Origin of the sequence: Acinetobacter towneri (assembly GCF_017498585.1) — a bacterium.
In the GTDB taxonomy this organism is placed as follows: domain Bacteria; phylum Pseudomonadota; class Gammaproteobacteria; order Pseudomonadales; family Moraxellaceae; genus Acinetobacter; species Acinetobacter towneri.
The window spans coordinates 2,524,464-2,549,981 of record NZ_CP071766.1; the positions used below are offsets into that span (position 1 = coordinate 2,524,464).

General features: G+C 42.0%; 20 protein-coding genes, 2 tRNA genes and 2 rRNA genes. 2 read left to right on the plus strand and 22 right to left on the minus strand.

Annotated features, from left to right (window positions below):
• Positions 1–57 precede the first annotated feature (57 nt).
• The 5 genes from J4G44_RS12200 to J4G44_RS12220 form a co-directional block, all read right to left on the minus strand.
• Complete coding sequence (locus J4G44_RS12200) at positions 58–879, minus strand: class I SAM-dependent methyltransferase (protein WP_179989105.1); 822 nt, start codon at positions 877–879, stop codon at positions 58–60.
• Positions 873–1,697, minus strand: a complete 825-nt coding sequence (locus tag J4G44_RS12205) for an undecaprenyl-diphosphate phosphatase (RefSeq protein ID WP_207973707.1) — start codon at positions 1,695–1,697, stop codon at positions 873–875. The genes J4G44_RS12200 and J4G44_RS12205 overlap by 7 nt, the downstream gene beginning before the upstream one ends.
• 12 nt (positions 1,698–1,709) lie before the next feature.
• Entirely contained in the window at positions 1,710–2,375 is a 666-nt protein-coding gene (gene tsaB / locus J4G44_RS12210; RefSeq protein WP_180044424.1) for a tRNA (adenosine(37)-N6)-threonylcarbamoyltransferase complex dimerization subunit type 1 TsaB, read from the minus strand.
• A 160-nt stretch (positions 2,376–2,535) separates the two neighbouring features.
• On the minus strand, positions 2,536–3,066 hold the full coding sequence (locus J4G44_RS12215; protein ID WP_131261917.1) for a gamma carbonic anhydrase family protein: 531 nt from the start codon (positions 3,064–3,066) through the stop codon (positions 2,536–2,538).
• A 31-nt stretch (positions 3,067–3,097) separates the two neighbouring features.
• Positions 3,098–3,694, minus strand: a complete 597-nt coding sequence (locus J4G44_RS12220; protein ID WP_004975226.1) for a CoA pyrophosphatase — start codon at positions 3,692–3,694, stop codon at positions 3,098–3,100.
• 123 nt (positions 3,695–3,817) lie between these two features.
• Here J4G44_RS12220 and J4G44_RS12225 point away from each other — a divergent pair, with 123 nt between their 5' ends.
• Positions 3,818–4,366 carry an NUDIX hydrolase gene (locus J4G44_RS12225; RefSeq protein ID WP_026438436.1) on the plus strand — a complete coding sequence of 183 codons (549 nt, stop codon included), beginning with the start codon at positions 3,818–3,820 and terminating at the stop codon, positions 4,364–4,366.
• 101 nt (positions 4,367–4,467) lie between these two features.
• Here J4G44_RS12225 and filF read toward each other — a convergent pair whose 3' ends face one another.
• The 6 genes from filF to filA all read right to left on the minus strand — a co-directional run bounded on the left by filF (position 4,468) and on the right by filA (position 12,665).
• Positions 4,468–6,378, minus strand: a complete 1,911-nt coding sequence (filF, locus tag J4G44_RS12230) for a putative pilus system protein FilF (RefSeq protein WP_207973708.1) — start codon at positions 6,376–6,378, stop codon at positions 4,468–4,470.
• Between the two features lie 20 nt (positions 6,379–6,398).
• The gene (filE, locus tag J4G44_RS12235; RefSeq protein WP_242769749.1) at positions 6,399–7,682 is read right to left on the minus strand and encodes a putative pilus assembly protein FilE; all 1,284 of its coding nucleotides are present in this window, start codon (positions 7,680–7,682) and stop codon (positions 6,399–6,401) included.
• A gap of 62 nt (positions 7,683–7,744) precedes the next feature.
• A complete protein-coding gene (gene filD / locus J4G44_RS12240; protein ID WP_070154334.1) occupies positions 7,745–9,409 on the minus strand; it encodes a putative pilus system OmpP1/FadL family transporter FilD in 1,665 nt (554 codons plus the stop codon).
• A 12-nt stretch (positions 9,410–9,421) separates the two neighbouring features.
• Positions 9,422–10,552 carry a putative pilus system protein FilC gene (gene filC, locus J4G44_RS12245; RefSeq protein WP_004975214.1) on the minus strand — a complete coding sequence of 377 codons (1,131 nt, stop codon included), beginning with the start codon at positions 10,550–10,552 and terminating at the stop codon, positions 9,422–9,424.
• Between the two features lie 45 nt (positions 10,553–10,597).
• Positions 10,598–11,431, minus strand: a complete 834-nt coding sequence (filB, locus tag J4G44_RS12250) for a putative pilus system C39 family peptidase FilB (RefSeq protein WP_004975213.1) — start codon at positions 11,429–11,431, stop codon at positions 10,598–10,600.
• A gap of 193 nt (positions 11,432–11,624) precedes the next feature.
• Positions 11,625–12,665, minus strand: a complete 1,041-nt coding sequence (gene filA / locus J4G44_RS12255) for a putative pilus system protein FilA (RefSeq protein WP_004975211.1) — start codon at positions 12,663–12,665, stop codon at positions 11,625–11,627.
• Between the two features lie 255 nt (positions 12,666–12,920).
• Between filA and pabB the strand changes: the two genes are divergently transcribed.
• On the plus strand, positions 12,921–14,261 hold the full coding sequence (gene pabB, locus J4G44_RS12260) for an aminodeoxychorismate synthase component I (RefSeq protein ID WP_207973709.1): 1,341 nt from the start codon (positions 12,921–12,923) through the stop codon (positions 14,259–14,261).
• A gap of 60 nt (positions 14,262–14,321) precedes the next feature.
• Here the strand turns inward: pabB and hisC are convergent, their stop codons facing one another.
• The 11 genes from hisC to J4G44_RS12315 form a co-directional block, all read right to left on the minus strand.
• Positions 14,322–15,410, minus strand: a complete 1,089-nt coding sequence (gene hisC / locus J4G44_RS12265; protein WP_207973710.1) for a histidinol-phosphate transaminase — start codon at positions 15,408–15,410, stop codon at positions 14,322–14,324.
• A 135-nt stretch (positions 15,411–15,545) separates the two neighbouring features.
• Entirely contained in the window at positions 15,546–16,850 is a 1,305-nt protein-coding gene (hisD, locus tag J4G44_RS12270) for a histidinol dehydrogenase (protein ID WP_179990908.1), read from the minus strand.
• A gap of 186 nt (positions 16,851–17,036) precedes the next feature.
• Complete coding sequence (gene hisG / locus J4G44_RS12275; protein ID WP_207973711.1) at positions 17,037–17,741, minus strand: ATP phosphoribosyltransferase; 705 nt, start codon at positions 17,739–17,741, stop codon at positions 17,037–17,039.
• Entirely contained in the window at positions 17,741–18,997 is a 1,257-nt protein-coding gene (gene murA, locus J4G44_RS12280) for a UDP-N-acetylglucosamine 1-carboxyvinyltransferase (RefSeq protein WP_207973712.1), read from the minus strand. The genes hisG and murA overlap by 1 nt, the downstream gene beginning before the upstream one ends.
• A gap of 7 nt (positions 18,998–19,004) precedes the next feature.
• Complete coding sequence (ibaG, locus tag J4G44_RS12285; protein WP_004975198.1) at positions 19,005–19,256, minus strand: BolA family iron metabolism protein IbaG; 252 nt, start codon at positions 19,254–19,256, stop codon at positions 19,005–19,007.
• 138 nt (positions 19,257–19,394) lie between these two features.
• Complete coding sequence (gene hpf / locus J4G44_RS12290; protein ID WP_004975196.1) at positions 19,395–19,727, minus strand: ribosome hibernation-promoting factor, HPF/YfiA family; 333 nt, start codon at positions 19,725–19,727, stop codon at positions 19,395–19,397.
• Between the two features lie 166 nt (positions 19,728–19,893).
• Positions 19,894–21,348 (minus strand): RNA polymerase factor sigma-54, encoded by a 1,455-nt coding sequence (locus J4G44_RS12295; RefSeq protein WP_154320393.1) that lies wholly within the window; start codon positions 21,346–21,348, stop codon positions 19,894–19,896.
• Positions 21,349–21,555: 207 nt separating this feature from the next.
• Positions 21,556–21,670: ribosomal RNA gene (gene rrf, locus J4G44_RS12300) — 5S ribosomal RNA — on the minus strand.
• Between the two features lie 191 nt (positions 21,671–21,861).
• Positions 21,862–24,754 (minus strand): 23S ribosomal RNA (locus J4G44_RS12305).
• A 473-nt stretch (positions 24,755–25,227) separates the two neighbouring features.
• Positions 25,228–25,303 (minus strand) — tRNA-Ala (locus tag J4G44_RS12310).
• Between the two features lie 112 nt (positions 25,304–25,415).
• Positions 25,416–25,492, minus strand: a tRNA-Ile gene (locus tag J4G44_RS12315).
• Between the last annotated feature and the right edge of the window lie 26 nt (positions 25,493–25,518).

Below are 25,518 nucleotides of genomic sequence, written 5' to 3' on the forward strand. Positions count from 1 at the left end.
AATCTTTGCGCATTATAGAAGCATTGAACGCCTTGCCACTGCTTTAGTGGTAGAAATCTACCCATTGTTCAAATTTGCTTGGAAATAGGCATCAAATCGGCAAGCATCACCCTGCCATTGATGTGTGGTTTCCTGCCCCGCCAAAAATACAGCCAAACGTGGGCGCTTCACCACAACACGTTTGGCAATTTGCTGTGCCAAACCCAGTAAATGATCACCTAAATCCATTTCGCCATCTTCAGGTAACAGCAAATGTAATAACTGCATTTGTTTTTTGACTTGTGCCTGCTTTTTCTGCGCCTGTTGATGTTGATCTCGCTGCGGAAACATCGGGTCTAAATACACCACATCAACCACTTTGCCCTGCGCTGCGCAGTTGCGTAAATAATCTGCTGAATCTGTAAAAACCAACTGGATACGGGCAACAACACTTGCTAAAAAAGGATCATCTGCGGCTTGGCGTTTAGCATCCTCCAACAAAGTAAAAAGAATAGGATGACGCTCCAACAACGTGACCTGAGCACCCAAGTGTGCCATGAGTAAGCTGTCGTGTCCTAATCCTGCCGTAGCATCAATTAGGCTTGGTTTTTCCGACAAATTACAGGCACGAGCAATCATTTCCGATTTTAAAGAGGCACGTTTCAATCGCCCAACTTCAGCTTTCCAATCGGGTTGCATTTTCATGCCATTGGCACACAACCACAACCCTTCAGCATCTACACACAATGCCAATTCAGGGTTCAAACGCAAAAAACGCGCATTGAGTTTTTCTACTGTTTCAATGCACGTTTGCACGCCTCTAGACAAAAGCACAGCAGAATAATGCTGTGCTTGAGTGAGCCACTCGGCTTCGGTGTATAAGCGAAGTTCGCTTACCATAGTTTCCAGCCTGTGAATGCGAACAATAAAATGATTAAACCTGAAGCAATACGATACCAAGCAAAAATCATAAAATCACGTTTCGCCACATAAGCCACCAATGCACGGATCAGCAAAAGTGCGGAAACAAAAGAGACGATGATCCCGAAGCTGAGTACGGTCCAATCTTCAGTAGTTTGGAATACATCATAGCTTTGATATAAGTCGAGCAAGCCTGCGCCAATAATGACAGGAATTCCCAAAAAGAAGGAAAACTCAGTTGCTGCTTTTCGCGATACACCCAAGAACATCGCACCAATGATGGTTGCACCTGAACGCGAAGTCCCCGGAATCAGCGACAATACCTGAATTAGACCAATCCAAATCGCATCTCGATAAGTTAGGTCTTCAACCTCATGGGCACGTACTTGCGGTGGATGTTTTTCAATCCACATAATGATAAAGCCACCAATAATCAAACCTATCGCCACGGCAACATCATTAAAGAGTAATTCTTTTACAGTCTGCCCAAAGATCAATCCAATCAAAATAATTGGAATAGATGCCATGATCAGACCAAAGCCCAAGCGACGACCTTTTTCTTCGCCTGTAAACATACCTGTGGCTGCGCCCCATAGACGTGCCCAATACTCATATATGACCGCTGCAATTGCCCCCATTTGAATGGCAATTACAAATACATCACTTTTTTCTTTGGTCCAAAAGTCCATTAACTCTGCAGCTAGAATCAAATGTCCTGTGCTAGAAATGGGTAGAAATTCGGTAATCCCTTCTACAATACCCATAATTGCTGCTTTGAGCAGCAGTAAAAGATCCATAAATAACCCTAATTATGCCTTGCCTTGTTCTGGAATTTTTTTCCAAGCATTGTCACGTAAATAAACAGGCAATGCTTGTTCTGCGCTGACCCATTGCTGTTGCTGTGCACAGACGCGTGCAATAGTAGCAATATCTTGTGCGCTTGCACTTAAGCCTTTGTATTGTATTTGTTCTTGATCAATTAGACCTGCACCAGAACCAACCAATTGAAAGCGTACCACCTGTGCAGCATCGCTATAATTCAATAATTGTTCCTGATCAACCGCCTGCATAATTCCCTGTGCGTTTAACTCGTAACTAGCGATATACACTTCATTCATGCGTGCATCCAACACAGCAGTAACTGCAGTTAATCCTTCAAGACGATAAGCCGTTTGCGCCAATGCCTGCAAAGTCGATACAGGAATTACAGGCACATCATGTGACCACGCCAAAGCTTGCGTCACTGCCGCATTAATTCGCACACCGCTAAAAGAACCCGGACCACGGCTAAAGGCAATTGCAGTTAGCTCGGCCGTACTGATTTGAGTTTCAGCAAAGCCTTGCTCAATCATCGGTAAGATGGTTTGCGTTTGTGCTTTTGCTCGCGCATCTAATTGAAAAAAGAGTTCCTGTGTTTCATCTACAATCGAAACGGAACACTGCTCATTGGCAGTTTCCAATGCCAGCAATTTCATGCACAACCTTCAAGAATTAAATATCAAAAATTGGCGTTATGATACTCCACTCCTGAAATTCAAGCGAGGTTTTACACGTACCAGATTGCAATTCCTGCGTATAAAACTCTAAGTCATTACAGCTAAAAAATGCGTTTGACTAAACGATGCAAATTCTATTTTAGAGTGTTGCAGGCTCTAGGTTTACAAAATGCTGAAAATGTTCAGCATAGTGCAGCGCACTCATTTTTAAACGTGCTTCTGCAGACTCATCCAAAGTCTTAACCACTTTACCGGGAGAACCCATCACCACAGAATTATCGGGAATCACTTTCCCTTCAGGAATTAAAGCATTGGCACCAATAATACAGTTTTTACCAATCACCGCATGATTCAGCACCACTGCATTAATACCAATCAGGGTGTTATCGCCCACGGTACAACCATGTAACATCGCCAGATGTCCAATAGTCACATAATCACCAATCTGCATTTCAATACCTGCATCGGTGTGCAAAACAGCATTTTCCTGAACATTACTAAAATTACCCAATTTGATTTTACTGTTATCGGCACGTACCACAGCCCCAAACCAAATACTAACTTTCTGTCCCAACTCAACCTGACCAATGACCGTGGCATTATCCGCCACCCAACCATCCCACGGTTGCTGCATTGCTTTCGGGGCATATCCTTTAAATTTATACAACATGGTTCCTTCCTATCTTCACATCAAAATTTTTCTATTTCTTAAATGTTGGTGAATTTAACAAAAACGGCCATTCTTTACGATAATCCAAACCATATTCAAATAAAGACACCAACATCCGCGCTGTTAAGCCCCAAACCACTTCATCTTCAACCTGCATACTCGGAAAATATAATTTTTGTTGTGCAAAGCTCACTTCATACGGCGTTGGTGGCGCTTCCATTAAATGCTGCAAAGAGGCAAAAAAGATCCGATCAATTTCTGAAGGTTGTGGAATTAATTCTACTTTTGGAGGAATCAGCCCCACCACAGGCTTAACCAACATTCCATTACGGGCTTTTTGCATTGGCAAGTCACCAATCAACTGCACTTCAAATGGATTTAATGCGGTTTCTTCCTGCGCTTCACGCAATGCCACCACAATATTACTGGTATCTTGCGGATCGCGTTTGCCACCAGGGAAAGACACCTCACCCGCGTGATTATTGAGTAAGGTAGAACGGCGGGTTAGCAATACCTTTGGATCAGACTCGTCGGTAATGGCAATCAATACCGCTGCATGCGCTTCCATGAACGTTTTAGAAAAGCGCAAACGTTGCTGTAATAGATGCGTGAGCGAATGATCAATCATGCCTTATAATTCTCCTTGTCTAAGTTTTCATCATAGCTGAAATAGGTGGGCAATAGATAGAGAGGATGCCAAAGTTGAAATTTTCAGTTATTCTGAGAACTCCCTTCAACAATGACGATCACTATGAACTTTTGTGGAAATTGTGGACAAAAAACAACAACGAAAATTCCGCTTGGCGATCAGCAATTACGTCAAGTGTGTAGCGCATGTGGCAATATTCACTATGTCAATCCAAAAGTCATTTGTGGTGCATTGGTTGTTTGGGAAAATAAAGTATTGTTGTGTCGTCGTGCAATTGAACCACGCTATGGTTTGTGGACTTTACCCGCAGGCTATATGGAAATGTTTGAAACCATGGAGCAAGGTTCTGCCCGTGAAACCCGCGAAGAAGCCGAAGCGGAAATTGAAATCGAACAACTTTATTGCATGTATAACATTCCACGGATTGGGCAAATTTATGTGCTGTTCAAAGCTCAATTGTTGAATGGTCAATTTGGTGCAGGTGAAGAAACCATCGAATCACGCTTGTTTAGTGAAGATGAAATTCCGTGGTCTGAATTGGCTTTCCCAAGTGTAGAACGTACTTTACAACACTACTTTGCAGATCGAAAGAACAATCATTTCACCACACATTTAGAAACCTTAGGTTCTCGTACCGATCATACGGGTTAAAAACCCCACATGATGTTCATTTGAATCAAGCTAAAATTCGAATAATAAATAGCCCACTCTAAAGTGGGCTATTTTCATCACTATGTCACCTAAAATTAATGCTAAATACGCACTTTATTTGGGTTATAACACTCAGCAACATCTAGACTTACAGCTCCACCTTGGGCTTTCACCAAAGCTTTATCTGCATCGGTTGCTAAAGTTGGGTTCTGAGCCACATAAGTTGCTAGTTGCGCATGATAAATATTGCTCCACTTCACTGCTGAGCCATTAAAATCAGACAAAGTAATACGTGTAGAGTTGGCAGCAACTAAATTGCCTATATTAGCGCGTGCACCACCCACCACTTGGCCATTCCCACCTTCAACCGCTTCAATTTTGGTATTCAAACCAATGACTGCGCCATCAAGTTTATTAAATTTTGGATTGGCTAAAATCATACGCAAAGTGACTGCTTTATTGTCAATATCGGTTGCACCTAACACACCAATACGGTATTGCTGCACACCATTTGTATCAACATATTCAGCAGCAGACTGACTAATTGAAGCACATTGACCAGACATATCGGTTGCTGTGGCATTTGGTGCTATATCTGTACGAATATTGCCATCCTCATCTAAAACAATACCTAATTTGATGGTATCTGTCGTCGTTCCACCATCAAAATTAAAGGTCAAGGTTGCATAAATTGGGAAAATATAGCGACTGCCTAAAGGTACATTTTTCTGAGTTTTAAAAACACGATTATCCAAAAAGTTCACAGAAAAGAATTTATAGGCATCAAAAGATCCTTTGAACTGATCGGTGCCTATGGTTTGTTGCCATTGACCATAATCTGCAGGATTTGCTGTTGTAGATTTTGTCAATAATTTATAAAAACCTTCCGTACCCGCAATTAAATAATCATTAAATACCTTACCTTGGATTATTTTAAAATCATCAGACGCATTTTCATTCACACTAAAATGGAATGGCCCCTGAATACGTTTATTCAATGGGTTAACCCATGTGGTTTGTGCTGATGCCACCATTCGCTCAGGACGAACTTTACGAATCAATTCACCACTCACCGTTAAAATTGGGTTGGTGGTGTTTGCAGACACTGTACCTTTCCATTGCATACCATAACCGAAGGTATATCCAGAACGGTCTGTGATCAGTTGATACTGCCCAATGAGGTGTTTCAAATCTGCGACCGTAGATTTACAGTCTGCCAAATTACAGCCATATAAACCTTGTGGCAATTGTGAATCTTCTTTGGCTAAAATTGGATAGTTGGCTTGATAAGATGCCGAGTTATTCATATAAACCAAGGTGTTTAATGCTTGATAAGCATCATCTTGAGACACCTGTGACACATCTACCCATGGGCGTAAAATACTGGCATAAGCCCCTGAACGATAATCCCCAACGTCAACGGACTCAGCAATACTTGCCAATTGTTCTTTTTTAAGGGGCGTAATTGTTAAAGGCTGAATATCACCAGCAATCGTTCCTCCACCCTCAACAGAAAGTGCTTGTAGCAAACGTACAATTGCAGTCGCGACCTGTATTGTTTCGTCGCTATTACTCAAACTCGTTGCTTGGCGTCCTGTTAATCCACGTGCCATATCAAGCACACTTAAACGTGGATAACCCGCACCTGCAGTACTGACCATTCCAATATCAGACAATGACACTGTTCCTAAGTCTATATATTGATTGGTCTTTTCCTGAATAAAGAAGTGGACTTTATCTCCTTCACTACATTTACCTGTTGCCGCATTACTTTTCGGCTCAATCATAGTGATGTAGGTTTTACTGGTATCACTGCTACAGGTAAAATTCAAACCATCCACAGGATAATCCAATGCAAATTCCACACAGTTTTTTGCTGTACTGGCACAACTTCCATTGATATACGGCACAGCATTCGGCTCTGGATTAATATTGGCACTTTCTCCACCACAGCCACTCAATGCCGCCATCAATGCTGTCGTTGCAAAAGGTAAAATATGTCTTGTTTTCATCCTGAATTCTCTTATTGTTGTTAGCGTATCGCAATAAGTTTTAATTGCCCTTGGTTACTGAGCGCGCGATGTTCCATATCCACTGCAGAAGCCAATGGCGTTAATAATACATAGTGGCTATTTTTTGGAAGTTGCAGCATACCTTCTATTACCTCGTGTCGTAAGACATTGCCTGCAGTATCCTGATTTCTAAAACCACCTGCACCTTCAATCACACAGCCTTTTTGATCCAGAAAAACCACAAACGGCCAATAAAAGGTCGGTTGATTTTGCTTCATGGCATAAGAGTTGATTTGAATATTTTGAATATTGCCTTCTAACTTCACCAATTCATAATCAAATTTTTCGGTTAAGGGAGCTCTAGGCCACAAATTTAAATCTTGTTGTGCTTTTAAGGTTTTAGCTTTATTTTTTTTGCTTTCAGCAAAACATTGCTGCCCCAAACCCTCAATTGCTTCAGCTTGATTAACACGATAATAGTCTGCAGCCAAAACAATAGCGTGAGGCTCAGCAACCGATTGCTTTTTAAATAATTTATTGAGAACGGAACGGCTTACACCACGTTCACGTTCGACCACTTGCATACGAGCACCACCGCCATTTTTTGTGTCAATTATGCCTTCTGGCATACTATAAAAGCGTTTTTTTCCTTCTAAATTAAACTCCTGATCTTCCAAATACTCACTTTTAACATACTGTTCTCCCGCCATCTCCATAAAACCCGTTTGTTGGGCAGATGCATGCGATGCTTGATCTGGTGTTTTTTTAGAAACAGACACTGTGGATGGATCAATCGCAAATTGCTGAGGAAGCTGTTGTAAATCCTCTAGTACAGATGGTTTTACCGCGACTTTGTTGATCGCTGCTTCTTTTGCCAATCCTGTTTGATGAACAGATTCCGCACTGGAAATATCTTGCTGCACTGCATTTGGCTCAGTGTGTGATGCACGCAATGATGAGTTCTCTTTGCTTTGACTAGCCTGATTTTGTGACATAGCGGATTGTTCTGAGATATTCGGCTTAGACAAATTCAGTTGCTTGCTCGCCTGAACAGAAATATTTTTAGATACCTGAACGGATGTTTGAGCAGTTATCTGCTGTACTTGATGCACCTTGTCTTGCTTAAACTGGTCTTGTTGTTGGTTTTCTTGTAGTTGCTTTTGTTGGACTTGCTTTTGCTGTTGTGCGGTTTCCAACGCCTGTATCGTTTGCTTTTTTTCTGCAGCATTACGCTGCACCACAATTGGACGACCATCTGGTCCAATAATGGTGTAAAACTGATTCGCGTAACACACCGATCCCATACTGAAAATCAGTGTGAGTATCGACTTTGAAAATAAAGTCCGTTTTATTTTCCGTACTGAACTTACCATCGTGTTCTATAACTCAATCCAAGAATTGTAATTTTTGTATCCGTTTTCACATTCAAACCCGCATAAGGGTTTAACAGCAGGTTATTCACACCTTCCTTATTGGCTAAGCTACTGGTATTGGCTGGAATTTTATCCTTACTTTGTAAAAAGCCGATGGATAAATCAAGGTCTGTATCTGCATCAAAACGATATCCCACACCCAGACCGAATAAACGTGCATTATTAATTGGTACCATAGTGTTACGTTTATTGTCAGGAATCGCACTACCACGTGGTTCATAACCCGCACGCAGTTTTAAACGGTCTGTGGCTGAATATTCGATGCCAACACCCCAGTTCCACGGTGACTTAAACTCTAATGGCAAAGCTAAACTGTCATCAGACACATGCTCCGAAAGCAATTTTGCAATTTTTAATGCCGAGATTTGACGGTCAAACTCGAATTTGAATTTATCCCATGCTTTATAGTCAGTCCAGCCCACATCAAAATTGACTTGTAAATCAGGCATGACTTTATATTTTATCCCCGCTTGAAAGTGCGCAGGATATTCAAAATCCATAGAAACCAAACCAGACTCACTGGCTGGAATATAACTTGGGAAACCTAAAATTGCCGCTAAAATCTGACCTGTTGGTGAAGACATCAAACCATTAATTAACTCACGCGGTGCTTTCGAGTTATCAATATGATATTTGCCCTTTAAGCGCATTTTAGCTGCACTCTGATACACCATACCAAAGCTAAAATCTTCTGTCGGTTCCCACAAAATACCCAAGTTATAACTCGGGCTTAAACTTTGCTCAACCGCCAGTTGCATTTGCCCAAAACGGGAAAATGGATTCATGCCTTCTTCGGCATTACAAATCCCGAGCAACAAAATATCGGTGATGATATTGGCGTTTTCTTTAAATGGCGTACAGACCACTTCATCCACCATACGTAACATCCCGATCAGTTCATTCGGGAAGCGTAAATCGGTATTCATGGCGATGGCTTGGTAAGACATCCCTATTGACGCACCGACTGACAATTCATCATTGACTTGATAGGCGATAGATGGAGAAAGATAGGTGATACGTTCTAAGGCAACCTGTTGTCCCATAAAGTTACCAGGGTTACCATTTTCGGCACCAAAGCCTGCAATCAGCGGTGCATATAATGCGGTGGCAAAGGTTACTTTGGAACCAGGTGGATTATAGGCAATACCGTTGGTTGGCGCTGCCAGTGGCATACCCTTACCTAAATCGACAAATTTTTTCAGAATCGGGACATACAACGTTGGATATTCGACATCGGCTTGTACTGTACCTTTAAAATCGGTACAAAAATCGGCCAAAATTTCTGGCCCATCGTTACACACCACAGGGTCATCAGAATAACCAAATACGTCATAACCTGCTGGAACAGAAAGCTCACGCTGTACATCAAAATGTGCCAACACCCCTTGCACATCTGTTTGCAAACCTTCAATCTTGGTCAGTGCAGCAGGGTTAAAGTGAATCGCACTAATACCAGGAGGATCTGCAGTGACCGCATTCCCCATAGTCAAAGAACGAATATCGACAGATAAGTTTTGTCCAAGCTGCGCAAAAGCAGCCCCTGAACAGCCCGACAGTATAATTGCAGTCACTAACGGGCGAAGTCGTATCATTTTCATGCGACTAGCCTCTTAGCGAATTTTTTTACCGAAACCGAGAATATCCAGTGGGAATGACAAACCAAGTGATACGTCTGGCGCGTCTTCGGTCAGACCGATTCCTACCGTACCATTCACAATGGTTTCAGGTGAAACGCGAACGCCTAATGAAATAGCCAAAGTCGAACTGGTCTGGTCTGCAGGTGAATAGCTTTCACCCGTATGATAAGTAAACTCCGAACCTGTATTAAAGCTTTGCTGATAGGACATGGTCATCGACACATCGTAGTTAAACGAATAAGCAAAACCAAAAGCAAAACCACCACTAATACCTGGCTCAAACTCTTCAATAATACGGCTACCGCGAATTTGATTGAGACCGCTTTCTTTAAAACCATAGTTGGCTGAAGCAGAAGCAAACAATACAACTGGGTCAATATACTTACGCGTACTTGCACCGATGCCTGCAGAGTAGTAACCCTTACCTGTTGATAAATCTTTAACAGGATTAATCTCGTAAGGACTATCCCCCGTTTTGGTCGATAAATTTGCGAATAAAATTAAAGGTAAACGCCCCGCTTTTAATGGGAATGGCTCCCAACGTGCACCTAAAGAAATATCCCCCAAGCCTGCTGCCGTGGCATCTTTTAACAAGTCTGACTTTGCAACCAATGGTACAGAAGCAGATAAAGTTAAATTGTCACGCAAACCATATTGTGCGGTGAAGGTGTTAGTTAATGCGTGGGACGCATTTTCTTGCACACGAAGCTGATACAACTGACCTTGAGCCATTTCAAGGTCGAGCTGCGTATCACGATGATAGGTATAATCAATATCATAATAAGATGAAATTTCACCTTGTCTCATAAGGGAATATTGACGCTCATTCGAGGTAAACACTTCCTCTAAATTCGCCTCTTTGGTTGCGTCGCCCTCTTGCTGTTGCAAAGCAGATGATGCTGCTTGTGCACCATTTGCAGCGACAACCGCACTATTTGTTTCAGCACTTGTATCTGCAGTGGATGCTGCTGTATCTGATACTTCTGCCTGTTCAGTTGTGGTTTCATATTCCCCTAATTGCGGCTCCTCTGCGGCATAAGCCACCCCAAATACCATTTGAATACTGAGTGCCAATAAGGTTTTATTCATCCATTTACGATCCATGATTTACCCCTTCCATTTTTATTTTTGTATTTCGTGAACAACTAATTACTTGTTTTTATAGTAGAGTCTTAAAAAACGATGCTCGTACTGTCCATAATTATCAGAATCTTTATTTACATTACGTTCTAGTCGTATCGTCGATGCTTTATCAGCTATTTTTTCCATCGCAAATTGTGGATATTGAATATCAACAAAGGCATAACGATTCACTGTTGCATCTTCCACATGACGTAAATCTTTTTCATGTAATGCCAACATATTTTGTCGATGCTGAGGTGCTACATTAATTAAGAACAGGGTGTTATTTTCCCAAACGTCCTTAAATCGTTCTTCATCAAAACTAATATTGCCCAAAGCTGGGTCAGCCACATAAACCCGCCCATTTTTATAGGCTTTATACACCACAAAATGTTTAAAACCTGCATAGGAAATCGGCACAATTGCAGGCTGTCCTTGTTTAACTAAATCCGAAAACTCCCCGCGATATCCACCACTTTCCATGCCCAAAGCTGCGACAAAGCGCTTCATATCCAATAGCGAAAAACTACGACGTTCAATAATTCGGTCGTATTCTCCATAACGCAGCAAGCCACTCATGGTTTGTTGCTCGTTTAATTGTGTTCCTACATAACCATTCAGCAAGGTTGTTAAAGCTGCAGAACCACAACTGTAGTCATAGGCTTGGCGCACAATTCCGCGAAATTGATCTTCTAAAGCAGGTTTAATTTGCACAGGCTCTCTGTGCATACGGGTAAAGGAATTATTTCTAGAATCCAAAGTTTCTGTGTAACGCACAGTTTCAGGATGCTGTTCTTTTAAATCAAAGGCTTGTGTGGCAGCGTAATAGATCAATGCCGAGCCTAAAGCGATCTCTAACATATATTTTTACTTTTTAGTTCTCGGCAATACCTGCCTAATATTTTTATTTTTAGAGCTTTCACTCTACTTCCTTGTATTTAGAAAGATACTCGTTTTAAAGAAAAAAAAAAGGTCTTTCTATATTTTTTTGCGAACTCATGAGTTTATTTGTAAAAAAAAGCGCGTGAATTCACGCGCTTTTTCAGTTTTTAAATTAGTGACCTGAAATGGTGATAACAGCACCCTTAGTGTAGCTACCCTGAGAAGTACTGTAGTAAGTTTGAAGTCCTTGAACTTCCATATCACCAATAGAAGCAGCAGTACGACTACCTAAATGAATACCTTTAATATATTGGTCTTTGGCACCAGTGTCATTGCTTACAATGCGAATATGCGCCGCCTTACCAAGAGTAGTACCACCGCCAACATAAGCATCATTAAATACTTGGATATCTTGATTTAGGGTCAAATCTTTACTATCTGCATCTGCAATTTTAATGCTTTCAATAAAGATTTCACCCGCCTCTTTTGTTGTAATCGCTGTAGTACCTACAGCACCAACAGCTTTCTCTTTGGTTGAATTGTCTAAAATGCCCAAGTTCTTAATTTCTAAACCGCCGACCATCGTCGTATTCAACTTAACCATTGCGCCTTGTGGGGCAGCACCCAATTGGATATTGGCATCCATTTTACCTGTTTTGATTTCTAAACCAGATAAAATTGCGTTGTAGTTGGAATCACTATGGCCACGACGAATATTGGTTGCATTAGGGTCAATTGTATTTGATGCAGATACGCCAATTTCACCAATCTTGATATCTAAGCCAGATACTTGAGCTGCAACGTTAATAAATGCTCCACCTGCAGCAGTAGAACCTGCATCTGTATCAATGACCAAGTCTGCTAAGTTACGCGAAGTTAATAAGTAAGCACCATTATCATCATAGTTTGCACCAATCACGATACCATGTGTTTTGTTAGCGTTACCATCAACACCATTGCCTTTGATAACAATTGCACCAGCATTACCAGTCCCACCAAAACCAGCATCACCAGCAGCACCTTTTGCAGCCAAACCATCATTATCATGGATTAAAAGTTTTTCGATTTCGATTTTAGAAATACCAATCCCGATGCTTAAACCATCTTGACCAGTAGTTGCGCTTAATGCAGTATCGTCCATTGCCTGCATTGCCATTGCATTTGTCGTTAACGCAATTGATGATACCAAAGCAAGTTTAGTAAATTTTTTCATCTTGTTACTCTCCCGAGAGTATTATTTTTTTGGTTTTACCACTCAGTGCTAGTAATTGTTTTTTTATTTGATGAGGACAACACTAACACACATTCCTTGAGTAGCCGGTTTGCACATACAAAGGTATATCTGAGTTATTTTTTGTTCAACTGCTGTTGGTCGCAATCCACATCTTACCGACAAACGGTTATTTGCTTTTTATCTGCTGCAATCATGTAAAATAGCCTTTTAAAATCTCTCAGCTGTTTACGCTTTATGTCCTATCCTACTCATTTTAAAAAATTATTCTGTGAACCTGAATATGAGGCTGCAAGAATTTTGCAAGCTTTGGCAGCACTTTCACATTGTATTTATTTGCAAAATAATGGAAAGGCACGTATTGCTTTTTTGGCTGAACGCTATTGTGTGCAGCAAAACCATCAACATTTTTACTTTCAAAAAACGGCATTGGATCAATATGAATTAAGTCCAACTCAATTAGATTTAACAGCTCATCTCGGTGCTTTAGAAGATGCTGACACCGCCCCATTTTGCAGTGTAATGGGGTTTGTTTCGTATGATGCAGCAGCACAGCAACACATCAATATGCAGTCTCGTCCCCAGCCAAGTATTTTTTTAGGTCAATTTAAAAGCTATTTACAGCAAGAAACTGATGGCTGGTATTTTTATAGTTCAGACGATGCTGCTACTCAAATCTTTGATTTTATTTTAAATTTATATACTCAATCAACCATAATTGAACAGTTCCAATTAAGCCAAAAGTGTCAAGCCCGCTGGAATTTCACAGATTACCAACGCGCCTTTCAACATGTTCAAGACTATATAGTGGCAGGAGATTGTTATCAAATTAATCTTACGCAAGAGTTTAGCGCTGAGGCTCAAGGTCAACTTTTAGAGACTGCAGCTCAGTTTTGGCAACTGACCAATGCACCTTATGCAGGTTATTTACGTATTGGTGATTTTGAAATTTTAAGTTGTTCGCCCGAACTCTTTATCGATTTTGAGGAAAATCGAAAAATTACCACAAAACCCATTAAGGGCACGATGCCACGTTATGGCGATCCTGAATTAGACCGACAATCGAAACAACAATTAAGTGAATCTAAAAAAGATCAGGCTGAAAATGTGATGATTGTGGATTTATTACGTAATGATTTAAGTGTTTATGCCGAAACTGGCAGCGTCAAAACGCCAAAGTTATTCAATATTGAGTCTTTTAACCAAGTGCATCACATGGTCAGTGAAGTGACCGCAACACTAAAAGCCGAGATGAATCCTTTTGATGTGTTGATGTCTGCCTTGCCAGGTGGGTCAATTACAGGCGCACCGAAAATTCGTGCCATGCAAATTATAGATGAACTCGAAGGTGCAGCACGTGGCGCCTATTGCGGCTCTATGGGTTATTTTGATGCCGATGGAACGGGTTCTTGGAATATTCTGATCCGTTCTATTCAAAAATATCAGCAAAATGTTTCATTATGGGCTGGCGGTGGAGTCACGATTGCATCTGTTTGTGAAGCAGAATATCAAGAGTGTTTTGACAAGGTTTCAGCAATATTGGACTTATTGAACTGCTGGTACAAACCTGCGCAATAGCAGTAAACAAAAAAGCGAGTGAATTCGAAACCTCACTCGCTGCTATTTATATTTTAACAATTAAGCCAAAATATCCTGTTTTAAAGTATCGACCAAGCGTTGATTTTGCTCATCTGTACCAATAGTAATGCGCAAATATTGATTGATGCGTGGTTTATTAAAATAACGCACAATAATACCGCGTTCACGTAATGCTGCAGCTAATTCACCCGCATCCTGTTGAGGATGTGATGCGAAAATAAAGTTGGCGTGTGATGGCAATATCTTAAAGCCCAAGCTCGTTAAATCCGTCACCAATTTCTCACGGCTAGCAATAACTTTTTGGCATTGGGCTTCAAAATACGCCTGATCTTGAAAAGATGCCACCGCTGCTGCAATCGCAAAACGATCCATTGGATAAGAGTTAAAACTATTTTTTACGGCTTCCAATGCGGCAATTAAATGTGGTTGTGCAATCGCAAAACCAACACGTAAACCTGCCAAAGAACGTGATTTAGAGGTGGTTTGACACACCACTAGATTCTCGTACTTTTCCACCAATTTCACTGCAGACTCTGCACCAAAATCGACATAAGCCTCATCAATCACGACCACTGAATTTGGATTGGCCTGTAAAATTTCTTCAATAGCGCTTAAACCTAAAGCAATACTGGTCGGTGCATTCGGATTGGTGATGATAATGCCACCATTGGCTTGCTTATAGTCATCAACTACAATTTCAAAATCATCATTTAAAGGCAAAATTTTAGTTTTTACCCCAAAAAATTGACTATATACAGGGTAAAAACTATAGGTGATATCCGGATACAGTAACGGCTGTTCCTGAACAAAAAAAGCCTTAAAAATATGTGCAAGGACTTCATCTGAACCATTGCCAACAAAGACATTTCCAACAGCTACATTTTGCTGTTTCGCAATGGCTTGCTTAAGCTCAGACGCATCTGGATCTGGATATAAACGCAGTGCATCTGCCGAGTTTTCTAAAACCTTTTGCACCGCTTCCACCACTTTAGGCGAAGGTGGATACGGGTTTTCATTGGTATTCAATTTTAATAAATTTTGAATTTTTGGCTGCTCACCCGGTACATAAGGCTCTAGCTCACGTACTTCAGGGCTCCAAAAACGCATTTGTTCTGCTGTGATATTCATTTTGTATTCTCTTTAAACCCTCTCCTAACCTCTCCCAAAGGGAGAGGAATTTTCATTACTAAAGACACAAAATTTGTGTGGTTTAAATTCCCCTCTCTTTATTAGGAGAGGGTCAGGGAGAGGTTGTAATGCTATTTATGATTGATAACGATAACGTGCTGATCGTGCATGCGCATCCAGATTTTCCTGCTTCGCTAAAATATCAGCGGTTTTCGCCAAACTTTTCACGCCCTCAGCTGAACACATAATCAGACTTGAGCGTTTTTGGAAATCGTAAACACCCAATGGCGATGAAAAACGTGCTGTACCCGACGTTGGTAATACGTGGTTTGGCCCTGCACAATAATCACCAATAGCTTCTGGTGTATAGCGCCCCATAAAGATCGCACCCGCATGACGAATTTCTTCTGCCATCACTTGTGGATCATCCATACACAACTCCAAGTGTTCGGGCGCAACTTGGTTGATCAATTCAATCGCCTCTTGACGATCTTTGACTAAGATCAATGCACCACGATTTGCAATAGAAGTGCGGGCAATTTCAGCTTTAGGCAAATTCGCCAAGTGCTGTTCAATCGCTTGTTCAACCTGATTCAGCAATTGCGCATCTGGTGTAATAAAAATAGATTGTGCAACCGTGTCGTGCTCGGCTTGGGAAAGTAAATCCATCGCCAACCATTCAGGATTATTTTCACCTTCGGCATAAACCAAAATTTCGGATGGCCCTGCAATCATATCAATGCCGACCTGACCAAACACAGCACGTTTTGCAGCTGCCACAAAGCGATTACCCGGCCCCGTAATTTTATCTACCGATGGGATGGTTTCTGTACCATAAGCCAATGCAGCAACAGCTTGCGCTCCGCCAATGGTAAATACACGAGTCACCCCTGCTAAATATGCAGCCGCCAAAACCAATGGATTGAGTTCACCATTCGGTGCAGGTACCACCATAATAATTTCAGGTACACCAGCAACATGCGCAGGCACAGCATTCATGAGCACAGAAGATGGATAAGATGCCAAACCACCTGGTACATAAATACCAACACGGTCTAATGGCGTAACTTTTTGCCCAAGCGTGTTGCCCAAAGCATCAACATAAGTCCAACCATCCTGCTTTTGCGCTTGGTGAAATTCACGAATACGTGCAGCAGCCAATTCCAAAGCTTCACGAACTTCGTTATCTAAAGCATCAAATGCGGCTTTCAGTTGCTCCTGACTTAACTCAAGTTCTGAAAATTGATGCGCTGGATGTCGATCGAACTGTTGAGTGAGTTTAAGAACCTGCGCATCGCCATGCTGACGCACATCAGCAATAATTTGATCTACAGTTTTTAAAAGTTCAGGATCACTGACAGTTTCAAAAGCCAACAAGTCTGCAAAGGCCTGTTTAAAGCTTTGATCTTGAGTCGATAAACGTCGCATCAATTTACCCACAAGGTTTGATAGAAAAGTTTAGTTTACCTTGTTTCTAGGGCTTTGTGGGAGTCTATACATGGCGAAAGCAGTATGTTTTGATGGAAATTCACGTTCGAAATCATTCAAGAACAGAATCATGCACGAACATAAAAAAACCGCCATTGAATGACGGTTTTTTGAGAGGGCAGGATGATGGATACAAAGTTAAGTAGATTGTTTTGCCAACTCGCGTTCTACCACTGCTTTTTCAAGTTGTGCCAAAATTGGATTGAGCAAATCTTGCTTGCGCTTAAAACTGGCTTTATTGACAATTAAACGTGAAGATACTTTACAGATTTCTTCTAGCGGCTCTAAACCGTTGGCACGTAAAGTATTACCTGTATCAACCACATCGACTATGTAATCACCCAAACCGACCAATGGTGCTAATTCCATTGAGCCATAGAGTTTAATGACATCAACCTGCTCGCCTAAGCTGGCATAGTATTGACGGGTCAAATTCACATATTTAGTGGCAATTTTTAAACGACCTTTGGGACGCTGCATACCAACTTTGCCCGCAGTCATCAATTTACAATTGGCAATTTTCAGATCCAGCGGCTCATATACATTTTGAGCGCCATGCTCCATCAGCACGTCTTTACCCGCAACCCCAATATCTGCTGCACCATTTTCAACATAAGTTGGTACATCAGAAGCACGTAAAATTAAAATACGCACTTGTTTATGTGTGGTTGGAAAAATCAACTTACGTGATTTATCTGGATCTTCCAGTAAATTAATTCCCGCAGTTTCCAATAAAGGCAAAGTTTCTTTTAAAATTCGCCCCTTACTTAATGCCAAAGTTAAACCATGATCAAAATTGCCCATGACGTCAAAATTTGGATCATCGTTTCTCATGTCATTCATCAATTTACTCGCTTAATTTGGGCGCCTAAACCTTGTAACTTTTGTTCTACATTTTCATAACCGCGATCAATATGATAAATACGGTCAATCAATGTTTCGCCTTCTGCCGCCAATGCTGCTAACACCAACGAGAATGAGGCACGTAAATCGGTTGCCATAACAGGTGCAGCAGAAAGTTTTTCTACTCCTGTCACCACCGCATCATTGCCTTCTACCTGAATATTGGCACCCATACGTGACAACTCAGGGACATGCATAAAACGGTTTTCAAAAATAGTTTCCGAAATGGTAGCAAAACCGCGTCCAATCGCATTCACCGCCATTAACTGTGCTTGCATGTCTGTTGGAAATTCAGGATGTGGTAAAGTTCTGAAACTCACGGCTTTAGGGCGCCTGCCCATCATGTCCAGTTCAATCCAGTCATCGCCACGTGTGACTTCCGCACCCATTTCTTCAAACTTATCTAACACAGATTCTAGCAAGGCAGGATCGGTATGTGTGGTTCTGATTTTACCGCCCGTAATTGCAGCTGCAGCCAAATAAGAACCTGTTTCGATACGGTCAGCAACTACTGAATACTCACAACCATGCAAGTGTTCAACACCTGTAACCACTAAAGTATCGGTGTCTAAACCTTCAATTTTAGCGCCCATTTTGATGAGCATTTGCGCAAGGTCGGTAATTTCAGGTTCACGTGCAGCATTACGAATAGTAGTAACACCATCTGCCAATACCGCAGCCATGAGAATGTTTTCTGTACCGCCAACAGTGACCATATCAAAGACCACTTCGCCACCTTTAAGGCGACCATTGACTTTGGCATTTACATAACCATTTTCGACTTCAATTTCTGCACCTAACGCTTCGAGTGCTTTAAGATGTTGATCGACAGGACGTGAACCAATTGCACAACCACCTGGCAAAGATACTTTTGCACTACCATAGCGCGCGACCAATGGGCCAAGCACCAAAATAGAAGCACGCATGGTTTTTACCAATTCATAAGGTGCAAATTTGTTGTCCAACGTTGATGTATCTGCAATGACTGTATCGCCTTCATAAGACATTTTAATGCCCAAGCCTGCGATCAACTTCACTAAGGTATTTACATCTTTTAAATTTGGAACATTTTTCAATGTAATTGGCGTTTCTGCAAGAATCATTGCAGCAAGAAGTGGCAAGGCTGCATTTTTTGCACCAGAAATACGCACTTCACCTTCGAGCTTATTACCGCCCTGAATTAAAAATTTATCCATTAAATTATTAAGCTCCAAATAAGCTTGCTTTACGCCATTCTTCTTGTGTCATTGCACGAATTGTAACCGCATGAACTTCACCGCTGGCAATATAGCTATTCAATGGTGCATACACTGCTTGTTGACGAGCAACAGGACGCTTACCTTCAAACTGATTATCTACAATACGAAGATCAAACTTGCCGCCTTGCCCACTTACAGCAACTTCAGCCTCTGGAAAAGCAGCTTTTAAAATTTCAGTGAGCTGTTCACTATTCATCACAAAGACCTCTTATAGGACCAACGGTGTAAAAACCTGTCATTTTACTATAAATAGAAAAAATAATTCATTAATCCTATACATTATCGCAATAAAAAAAGAGGTTTATCCAAAACCTCTTTTTAAATCACATTTTAACTAGATGGCTAAAGGCTGATAATCCAGCTGCATCTTCCGATGTTTTTCTAACTGACGTTTTAATTTTTCTGTCATCATCTTAATTGAAGTATACATATCATCTGCACTAGCCTGCGCAAAAAGCTCCGTTCCAGGTAAACGAATAATCGCTTCTGCAATATGATTGGCGCTACCTTTTTTAGAATGTTTATCGATTTGATGATCTTTACTTAATTTCACCTGCATACTATTGACCTGATCCAGATGTTTGGTCATTTGTGCAAATTTAAGTCGAATATTTTCTTCAATTGCAGGGGTGATAGCTAAGTGATGTCCACGAATTGTTATTTGCATAATTCTATCCCTCACCTTCATTAGGATTAGGAAGGCATAGTTCACATGATTGATTGCCAAATAACAGATCACTGTAGCGGTCACTTTAAATCATGTCTAACTATTCCTTCAAAAAAGATTCATTATTTGGTCATAATGAATCCTTAGAATAGACCAATTTTAAAAATTAGATCAAGACTTTTCGTTCAGAAGATGACGGAATATTTAATGACTCACGATATTTCGCAACTGTTCGGCGTGCTACATCAATTCCCTCTTCCTTAAGAAGGTTTGCAATTGTGTTGTCTGACAAAGGTTTACGTGGATTTTCCTCTGCAATTAATTTTTTTATCTTGGCGCGAATCGCAGTTGAGGATGCTTCTCCACCTGAACTTGTTCCAACATGACTTGAAAAGAAATATTTCAATTCAAATAAACCACGTGGAGTTAACATATATTTATTGGTGGTCACCCGTGAAACTGTAGATTCATGCAACTCCACCTCATCGGCAACATCACGCAAAATCAACGGTTTCATTCCTTCAGCACCAATTTCTAAAAATTCACGTTGATGTTGCACAATGCAGGTTGCGACTTTTAATAAAGTTTTATGACGCTCATCGACACTTTTAATAAAGTTTTTTGCATCCAACATTTGATTGCGCAAATATTGATTGTCTTCGCTTTGATCTGCACGTTTAATCATATTGGCATAAAATGAATTGATTCTAAGCTTCGGTACAACATCAGGATTCAGCTGCACCTGCCAATGGTCCTGCTTTTTACTGACCACTACATCTGGAATTTGATAATCTGACTCCTGATCTTCAAATGCTGTACCAGGATGCGCTTTCAAGGTTTTTAATAAAGCCACTGCATGCTGTAGCTGATCTGCGCTTAAACCCGTTTGCTTAATTAACTTGGCTAAATCATTCGAAATTAATAACTCATAATGCTGCAAGAGTTGCAGTGCTTCCTGCCGATAAGGCACATCTGTAGCCAAACTTTCAAGCTGAATAGATAAACATTCCGCCAAATTACGCGAACCAATACCAATCGGCTCTAAACGCTGAATATGTTTCAAAACGACCAAAACTTCATCGTCTTCAACTTCATCTTCGTATTCCATGGAGATCAATAAATGTTGCACAGATGTAGTGATTTCAGATATTTCACAATCCAAGAAACCATTGTCATCCAAAGCATCGACAATACAGTAGGCAATGAGCTGCTCGACTTGAGAAAAATGCAACAGATTGATTTGTTGCATCATGTGCTCTTTTAAACCTAAATGTCCCTGACGATTATCCTCGCGCTCTTCATATTCCGCTGCTCCCAAACTCGTGGGTAAATGAGTGTACACATCATCCCAGTCTGTATCGACAGGCAAGTCATTCGGTAGATGATCTGCATTTAATTCTTTAGTCAAATCCTTTTGATCATGCTCTTGCTCTTCTAAGGTGGATAAACTTTCGACACTACTTTGTTCTTCGACTTTTTCTAATAAGGGATTACTGTCCAACTGAATTTGAACTTCTTGTTCAAGTTCCAAGCTCGAAAGTTGAAGCAAACGAATGGCTTGTTGTAACTGCGGTGTCAGTGACAAGGAGTTTGCAACTTTTAATCCAACCGATAACTTCATTTTCACCCACTCTTTTAAATTTATGTTTTTCAACAACTTAATATATAAGTTTTTGATAAGCAATTTCTATGCCGTTTTATTAGGTATAGCACAGATTTATCAAAAGACATAAAGATTTTAATCAGAAGTTCTGTTCAGATTTCTTTCTACTTTTCTTTCCTACATAAAAAAACACCCCCAACGCTAGTTGAGGGTGTTTGAATAATGAGCTGGCGATGACTTACTCTCACATGGGTAACCCCACACTACCATCAGCGCGAAGAGGTTTCACTTCTGAGTTCGGGAAGGGATCAGGTGGTTCACTCTTGCTATGGTCGCCAGCACAACTGTTTACGGAGACTTGCATTGGTCTTACTCACGATAGTGATGCACTGCGTTTTCCGAATCTGTAACAGATTGGGCTGTATTGGGTCTGAATTTTATTGTTTAGCGTTAACTAAATCAAGATCAGTCTGAATTGACTGATTGGATTTGAATCGATTGAGCATACAACCCCAACTGTTTGGGTGTTGTATAGTCAAGCCTCACGAGCAATTAGTATTGGTCAGCTTCACATATCGCTATGCTTCCACATCCAACCTATCAACGTCGTAGTCTTCAACGGCTCTTTAGGAGGCATAAAGCCTCGGGGAAATCTTATCTTGAGGTAGGCTTCCCGCTTAGATGCTTTCAGCGGTTATCCCTTCCGAACATAGCTACCCGGCGATGCGACTGGCGTCACAACCGGTACACCAGAGGTTCGTCCACTCTGGTCCTCTCGTACTAGGAGCAGATCCTCTCAAATTTCCAGCGCCCACGGTAGATAGGGACCGAACTGTCTCACGACGTTCTAAACCCAGCTCGCGTACCTCTTTAAATGGCGAACAGCCATACCCTTGGGACCTGCTTCAGCCCCAGGATGAGATGAGCCGACATCGAGGTGCCAAACACCGCCGTCGATATGAACTCTTGGGCGGTATCAGCCTGTTATCCCCAGAGTACCTTTTATCCGTTGAGCGATGGCCCTTCCATACAGAACCACCGGATCACTAAGACCTACTTTCGTACCTGCTCGACTTGTGGGTCTCGCAGTTAAGCGCGCTTTTGCCTTTATACTCTACGCGTGATTTCCGACCACGCTGAGCGCACCTTCGTACTCCTCCGTTACTCTTTAGGAGGAGACCGCCCCAGTCAAACTACCCACCAGACATGGTCCTCGTCCCGGATAACGGGACAGAGTTAGAACCTCAACATTACCAGGGTGGTATTTCAAGGACGGCTCCACTCGGACTAGCGTCCAAGTTTCAAAGCCTCCCACCTATCCTACACAAGTAAGGTCAAAGTTCAATGTCAAGCTGCAGTAAAGGTTCACGGGGTCTTTCCGTCTAGCCGCGGGTACACCGCATCTTCACGGCGAATTCGATTTCACTGAGCCTCTGCTGGAGACAGCGCCGCCATCATTATGCCATTCGTGCAGGTCGGAACTTACCCGACAAGGAATTTCGCTACCTTAGGACCGTTATAGTTACGGCCGCCGTTTACTGGGGCTTCGATCAAGAGCTTCGCTTACGCTAACCCCATCAATTAACCTTCCAGCACCGGGCAGGCATCACACCCTATACGTCCACTTTCGTGTTTGCAGAGTGCTATGTTTTTAATAAACAGTTGCAGCGGCCTGGTTTCTGAGGCTGTCGACAGCTCAAGGAGCGAGTCCTATCACCATCAACAGCGTACCTTCTCCCGAAGTTACGGTACCATTTTGCCTAGTTCCTTCAGCAGAGTTCTCTCAAGCGCTTTGGTCTACTCGACCTGACCACCTGTGTCGGTTTCGGGTACGATTCCAGTGTAACTGAAGCTTAGAGACTTTTCCTGGAAGCAGGGTATCAGCCACTTCACTGTACAAGTACAGCTTGCTATCAGATCTCAGCATAGAGCACCCCGGATTTGCCTAAGATGCATGCCTACTTCCTTTCACCTGGACTACCAACGCCAGGCTGACTTAACCTTCTCCGTCCTCTCATCGCATTACACTGAAGTATTGGAATATTAACCAATTTCCCATCGACTACGCCTCTCGGCCTCGCCTTAGGGGTCGACTCACCCAGCCCCGATTAACGTTGGACTGGAACCCTTGGTCTTTCAGCGAACGGGTTTTTCACCCGTTTTGTCGTTACTCACGTCAGCATTCGCACTTCTGATACCTCCAGCAGACTTCTCAATCCACCTTCTTCGGCTTACAGAACGCTCCCCTACCACGTATACAATGTATACATCCGCAGCTTCGGCACATAGTTTTAGCCCCGTTACATCTTCCGCGCAGGCCGACTCGACTAGTGAGCTATTACGCTTTCTTTAAAGGGTGGCTGCTTCTAAGCCAACCTCCTAGCTGTCTATGCCTTCCCACATCGTTTCCCACTTAACTATGATTTTGGGGCCTTAGCTGGCGGTCTGGATTGTTTTCCTCTTGACTACGGACGTTAGCACCCGCAGTCTGTCTCCCGGATAGTACTCATTGGTATTCGGAGTTTGCATCGGTTTGGTAAGTCGGGATGACCCCCTAGCCGAAACAGTGCTCTACCCCCAATGGTATTCGTCCGAGGCGCTACCTAAATAGCTTTCGGGGAGAACCAGCTATCACCGAGTTTGATTAGCCTTTCACCCCTATCCACAAGTCATCCCCTGGCTTTTCAACGACAGTGGGTTCGGTCCTCCAGTTAGTGTTACCCAACCTTCAACCTGCTCATGGATAGATCACCCGGTTTCGGGTCTATACCCAGCAACTATACGCCCTATTAAGACTCGATTTCTCTACGGCTCCCCTATTCGGTTAACCTTGCTACTGAATATAAGTCGCTGACCCATTATACAAAAGGTACGCAGTCACCACACGAAGTGGCTCCCACTGCTTGTATGCATGCGGTTTCAGGATCTATTTCACTCCCCTCACAGGGGTTCTTTTCGCCTTTCCCTCACGGTACTGGTTCACTATCGGTCAGTCAGGAGTATTTAGCCTTGGAGGATGGTCCCCCCATATTCAGACAAGGTTTCACGTGCCTCGCCCTACTCGTCATCATTATGTGTGCCCTTTCGTGTACAGGACTATCACCCACTATGGTTGCACTTCCCAGAGCATTCCACTAAAACACACATAACTTAATGGGCTTTTCCCCTTTCGCTCGCCGCTACTGAGGGAATCTCAATTGATTTCTTTTCCTACGGGTACTGAGATGTTTCACTTCCCCGCGTTCGCTTCGTATGACTATGTATTCATCATACGATACCTACCTTAAGGTAGGTGGGTTTCCCCATTCAGAAATCTCCGGATCAAAGGATATTTGCCGCCTCCCCGGAGCTTTTCGCAGGCTATCACGTCTTTCATCGCCTCTGACTGCCAAGGCATCCACCACATGCACTTAATTACTTGACTATACAACCCCAAACAGTCGTTAATCCCTACAAGTAGGATTAAGACAATTAAATAAATATAAAATATTTATTTAATTCACAGTTTGATGTCTTGTGCACTTAAGCACTGTACAGCTTCAATTAGATTCATATACCAAAACGCTTGATTCAGTTAATTTGCTAGTTCTCATTTCAATTCGTAATTAAACCGTAACACCGAAGTATTACTGTCAATCTTGAATTAAATGAGTTGAACAATTTATTTCAGACTCAATTTTTGCCAATCTGTTAATGAATTAATGCGTCTTCGTCAGACCGCACTAAATACTGTGATATTTAAATCACAGAACTTAATAAACCATCAAATCTAATCATTCGATCTTTTATTAAGTTCTGCAATCTTTAGCTTAAAGCTCCAGTATATGTGTGCCTGCGCACAGCATAGCTGTTTGCTTAAATTTTAAGGAAAAACAGTGCTTTTCTGATCTTAAAATTTGGTGGAGACTAGGAGAGTCGAACTCCTGACCTCCTGCGTGCAAAGCAGGCGCTCTACCAACTAAGCTAAGTCCCCAGCTTATCATCTGTGATTCGATGTATCGTAAACTGTGTTAAGGCGAATGCTTAACTCGAGCATAGCTCTCGTCTTGCGCTCGGGCGAAACATGTTTCGCTGCCCCTCGCTCATGGTGGGTCTGACAAGACTTGAACTTGTGACCCCACGCTTATCAAGCGTGTGCTCTAACCAACTGAGCTACAGACCCTGAGAAAATCAAAGCATCGCTTTGTA

Excerpts from the sequence above, each read along its gene's own strand:
- hisC (WP_207973710.1), bottom strand. The coding sequence starts at position 15,410 with ATGAATATCACAGCAGAACAAATGCGTTTTTGGAGCCCTGAAGTACGT.
- filA (WP_004975211.1), bottom strand. The coding sequence starts at position 12,665 with ATGAAAAAATTTACTAAACTTGCTTTGGTATCATCAATTGCGTTAACG.
- J4G44_RS12295 (WP_154320393.1), bottom strand. The coding sequence starts at position 21,348 with ATGAAGTTATCGGTTGGATTAAAAGTTGCAAACTCCTTGTCACTGACA.
- filC (WP_004975214.1), bottom strand. The coding sequence starts at position 10,552 with ATGGATCGTAAATGGATGAATAAAACCTTATTGGCACTCAGTATTCAA.
- J4G44_RS12220 (WP_004975226.1), bottom strand. The coding sequence starts at position 3,694 with ATGATTGATCATTCGCTCACGCATCTATTACAGCAACGTTTGCGCTTT.
- J4G44_RS12215 (WP_131261917.1), bottom strand. The coding sequence starts at position 3,066 with ATGTTGTATAAATTTAAAGGATATGCCCCGAAAGCAATGCAGCAACCG.
- tsaB (WP_180044424.1), bottom strand. The coding sequence starts at position 2,375 with ATGAAATTGCTGGCATTGGAAACTGCCAATGAGCAGTGTTCCGTTTCG.
- filF (WP_207973708.1), bottom strand. The coding sequence starts at position 6,378 with ATGAAAACAAGACATATTTTACCTTTTGCAACGACAGCATTGATGGCG.
- murA (WP_207973712.1), bottom strand. The coding sequence starts at position 18,997 with ATGGATAAATTTTTAATTCAGGGCGGTAATAAGCTCGAAGGTGAAGTG.
- ibaG (WP_004975198.1), bottom strand. The coding sequence starts at position 19,256 with ATGAATAGTGAACAGCTCACTGAAATTTTAAAAGCTGCTTTTCCAGAG.
- filB (WP_004975213.1), bottom strand. The coding sequence starts at position 11,431 with ATGTTAGAGATCGCTTTAGGCTCGGCATTGATCTATTACGCTGCCACA.
- filD (WP_070154334.1), bottom strand. The coding sequence starts at position 9,409 with ATGAAAATGATACGACTTCGCCCGTTAGTGACTGCAATTATACTGTCG.
- J4G44_RS12225 (WP_026438436.1), top strand. The coding sequence starts at position 3,818 with ATGAACTTTTGTGGAAATTGTGGACAAAAAACAACAACGAAAATTCCG.
- pabB (WP_207973709.1), top strand. The coding sequence starts at position 12,921 with ATGTCCTATCCTACTCATTTTAAAAAATTATTCTGTGAACCTGAATAT.
- J4G44_RS12200 (WP_179989105.1), bottom strand. The coding sequence starts at position 879 with ATGGTAAGCGAACTTCGCTTATACACCGAAGCCGAGTGGCTCACTCAA.
- filE (WP_242769749.1), bottom strand. The coding sequence starts at position 7,682 with ATGGGATCGGTGTGTTACGCGAATCAGTTTTACACCATTATTGGACCA.
- J4G44_RS12205 (WP_207973707.1), bottom strand. The coding sequence starts at position 1,697 with ATGGATCTTTTACTGCTGCTCAAAGCAGCAATTATGGGTATTGTAGAA.
- hpf (WP_004975196.1), bottom strand. The coding sequence starts at position 19,727 with ATGCAAATAACAATTCGTGGACATCACTTAGCTATCACCCCTGCAATT.
- hisG (WP_207973711.1), bottom strand. The coding sequence starts at position 17,741 with ATGAATGACATGAGAAACGATGATCCAAATTTTGACGTCATGGGCAAT.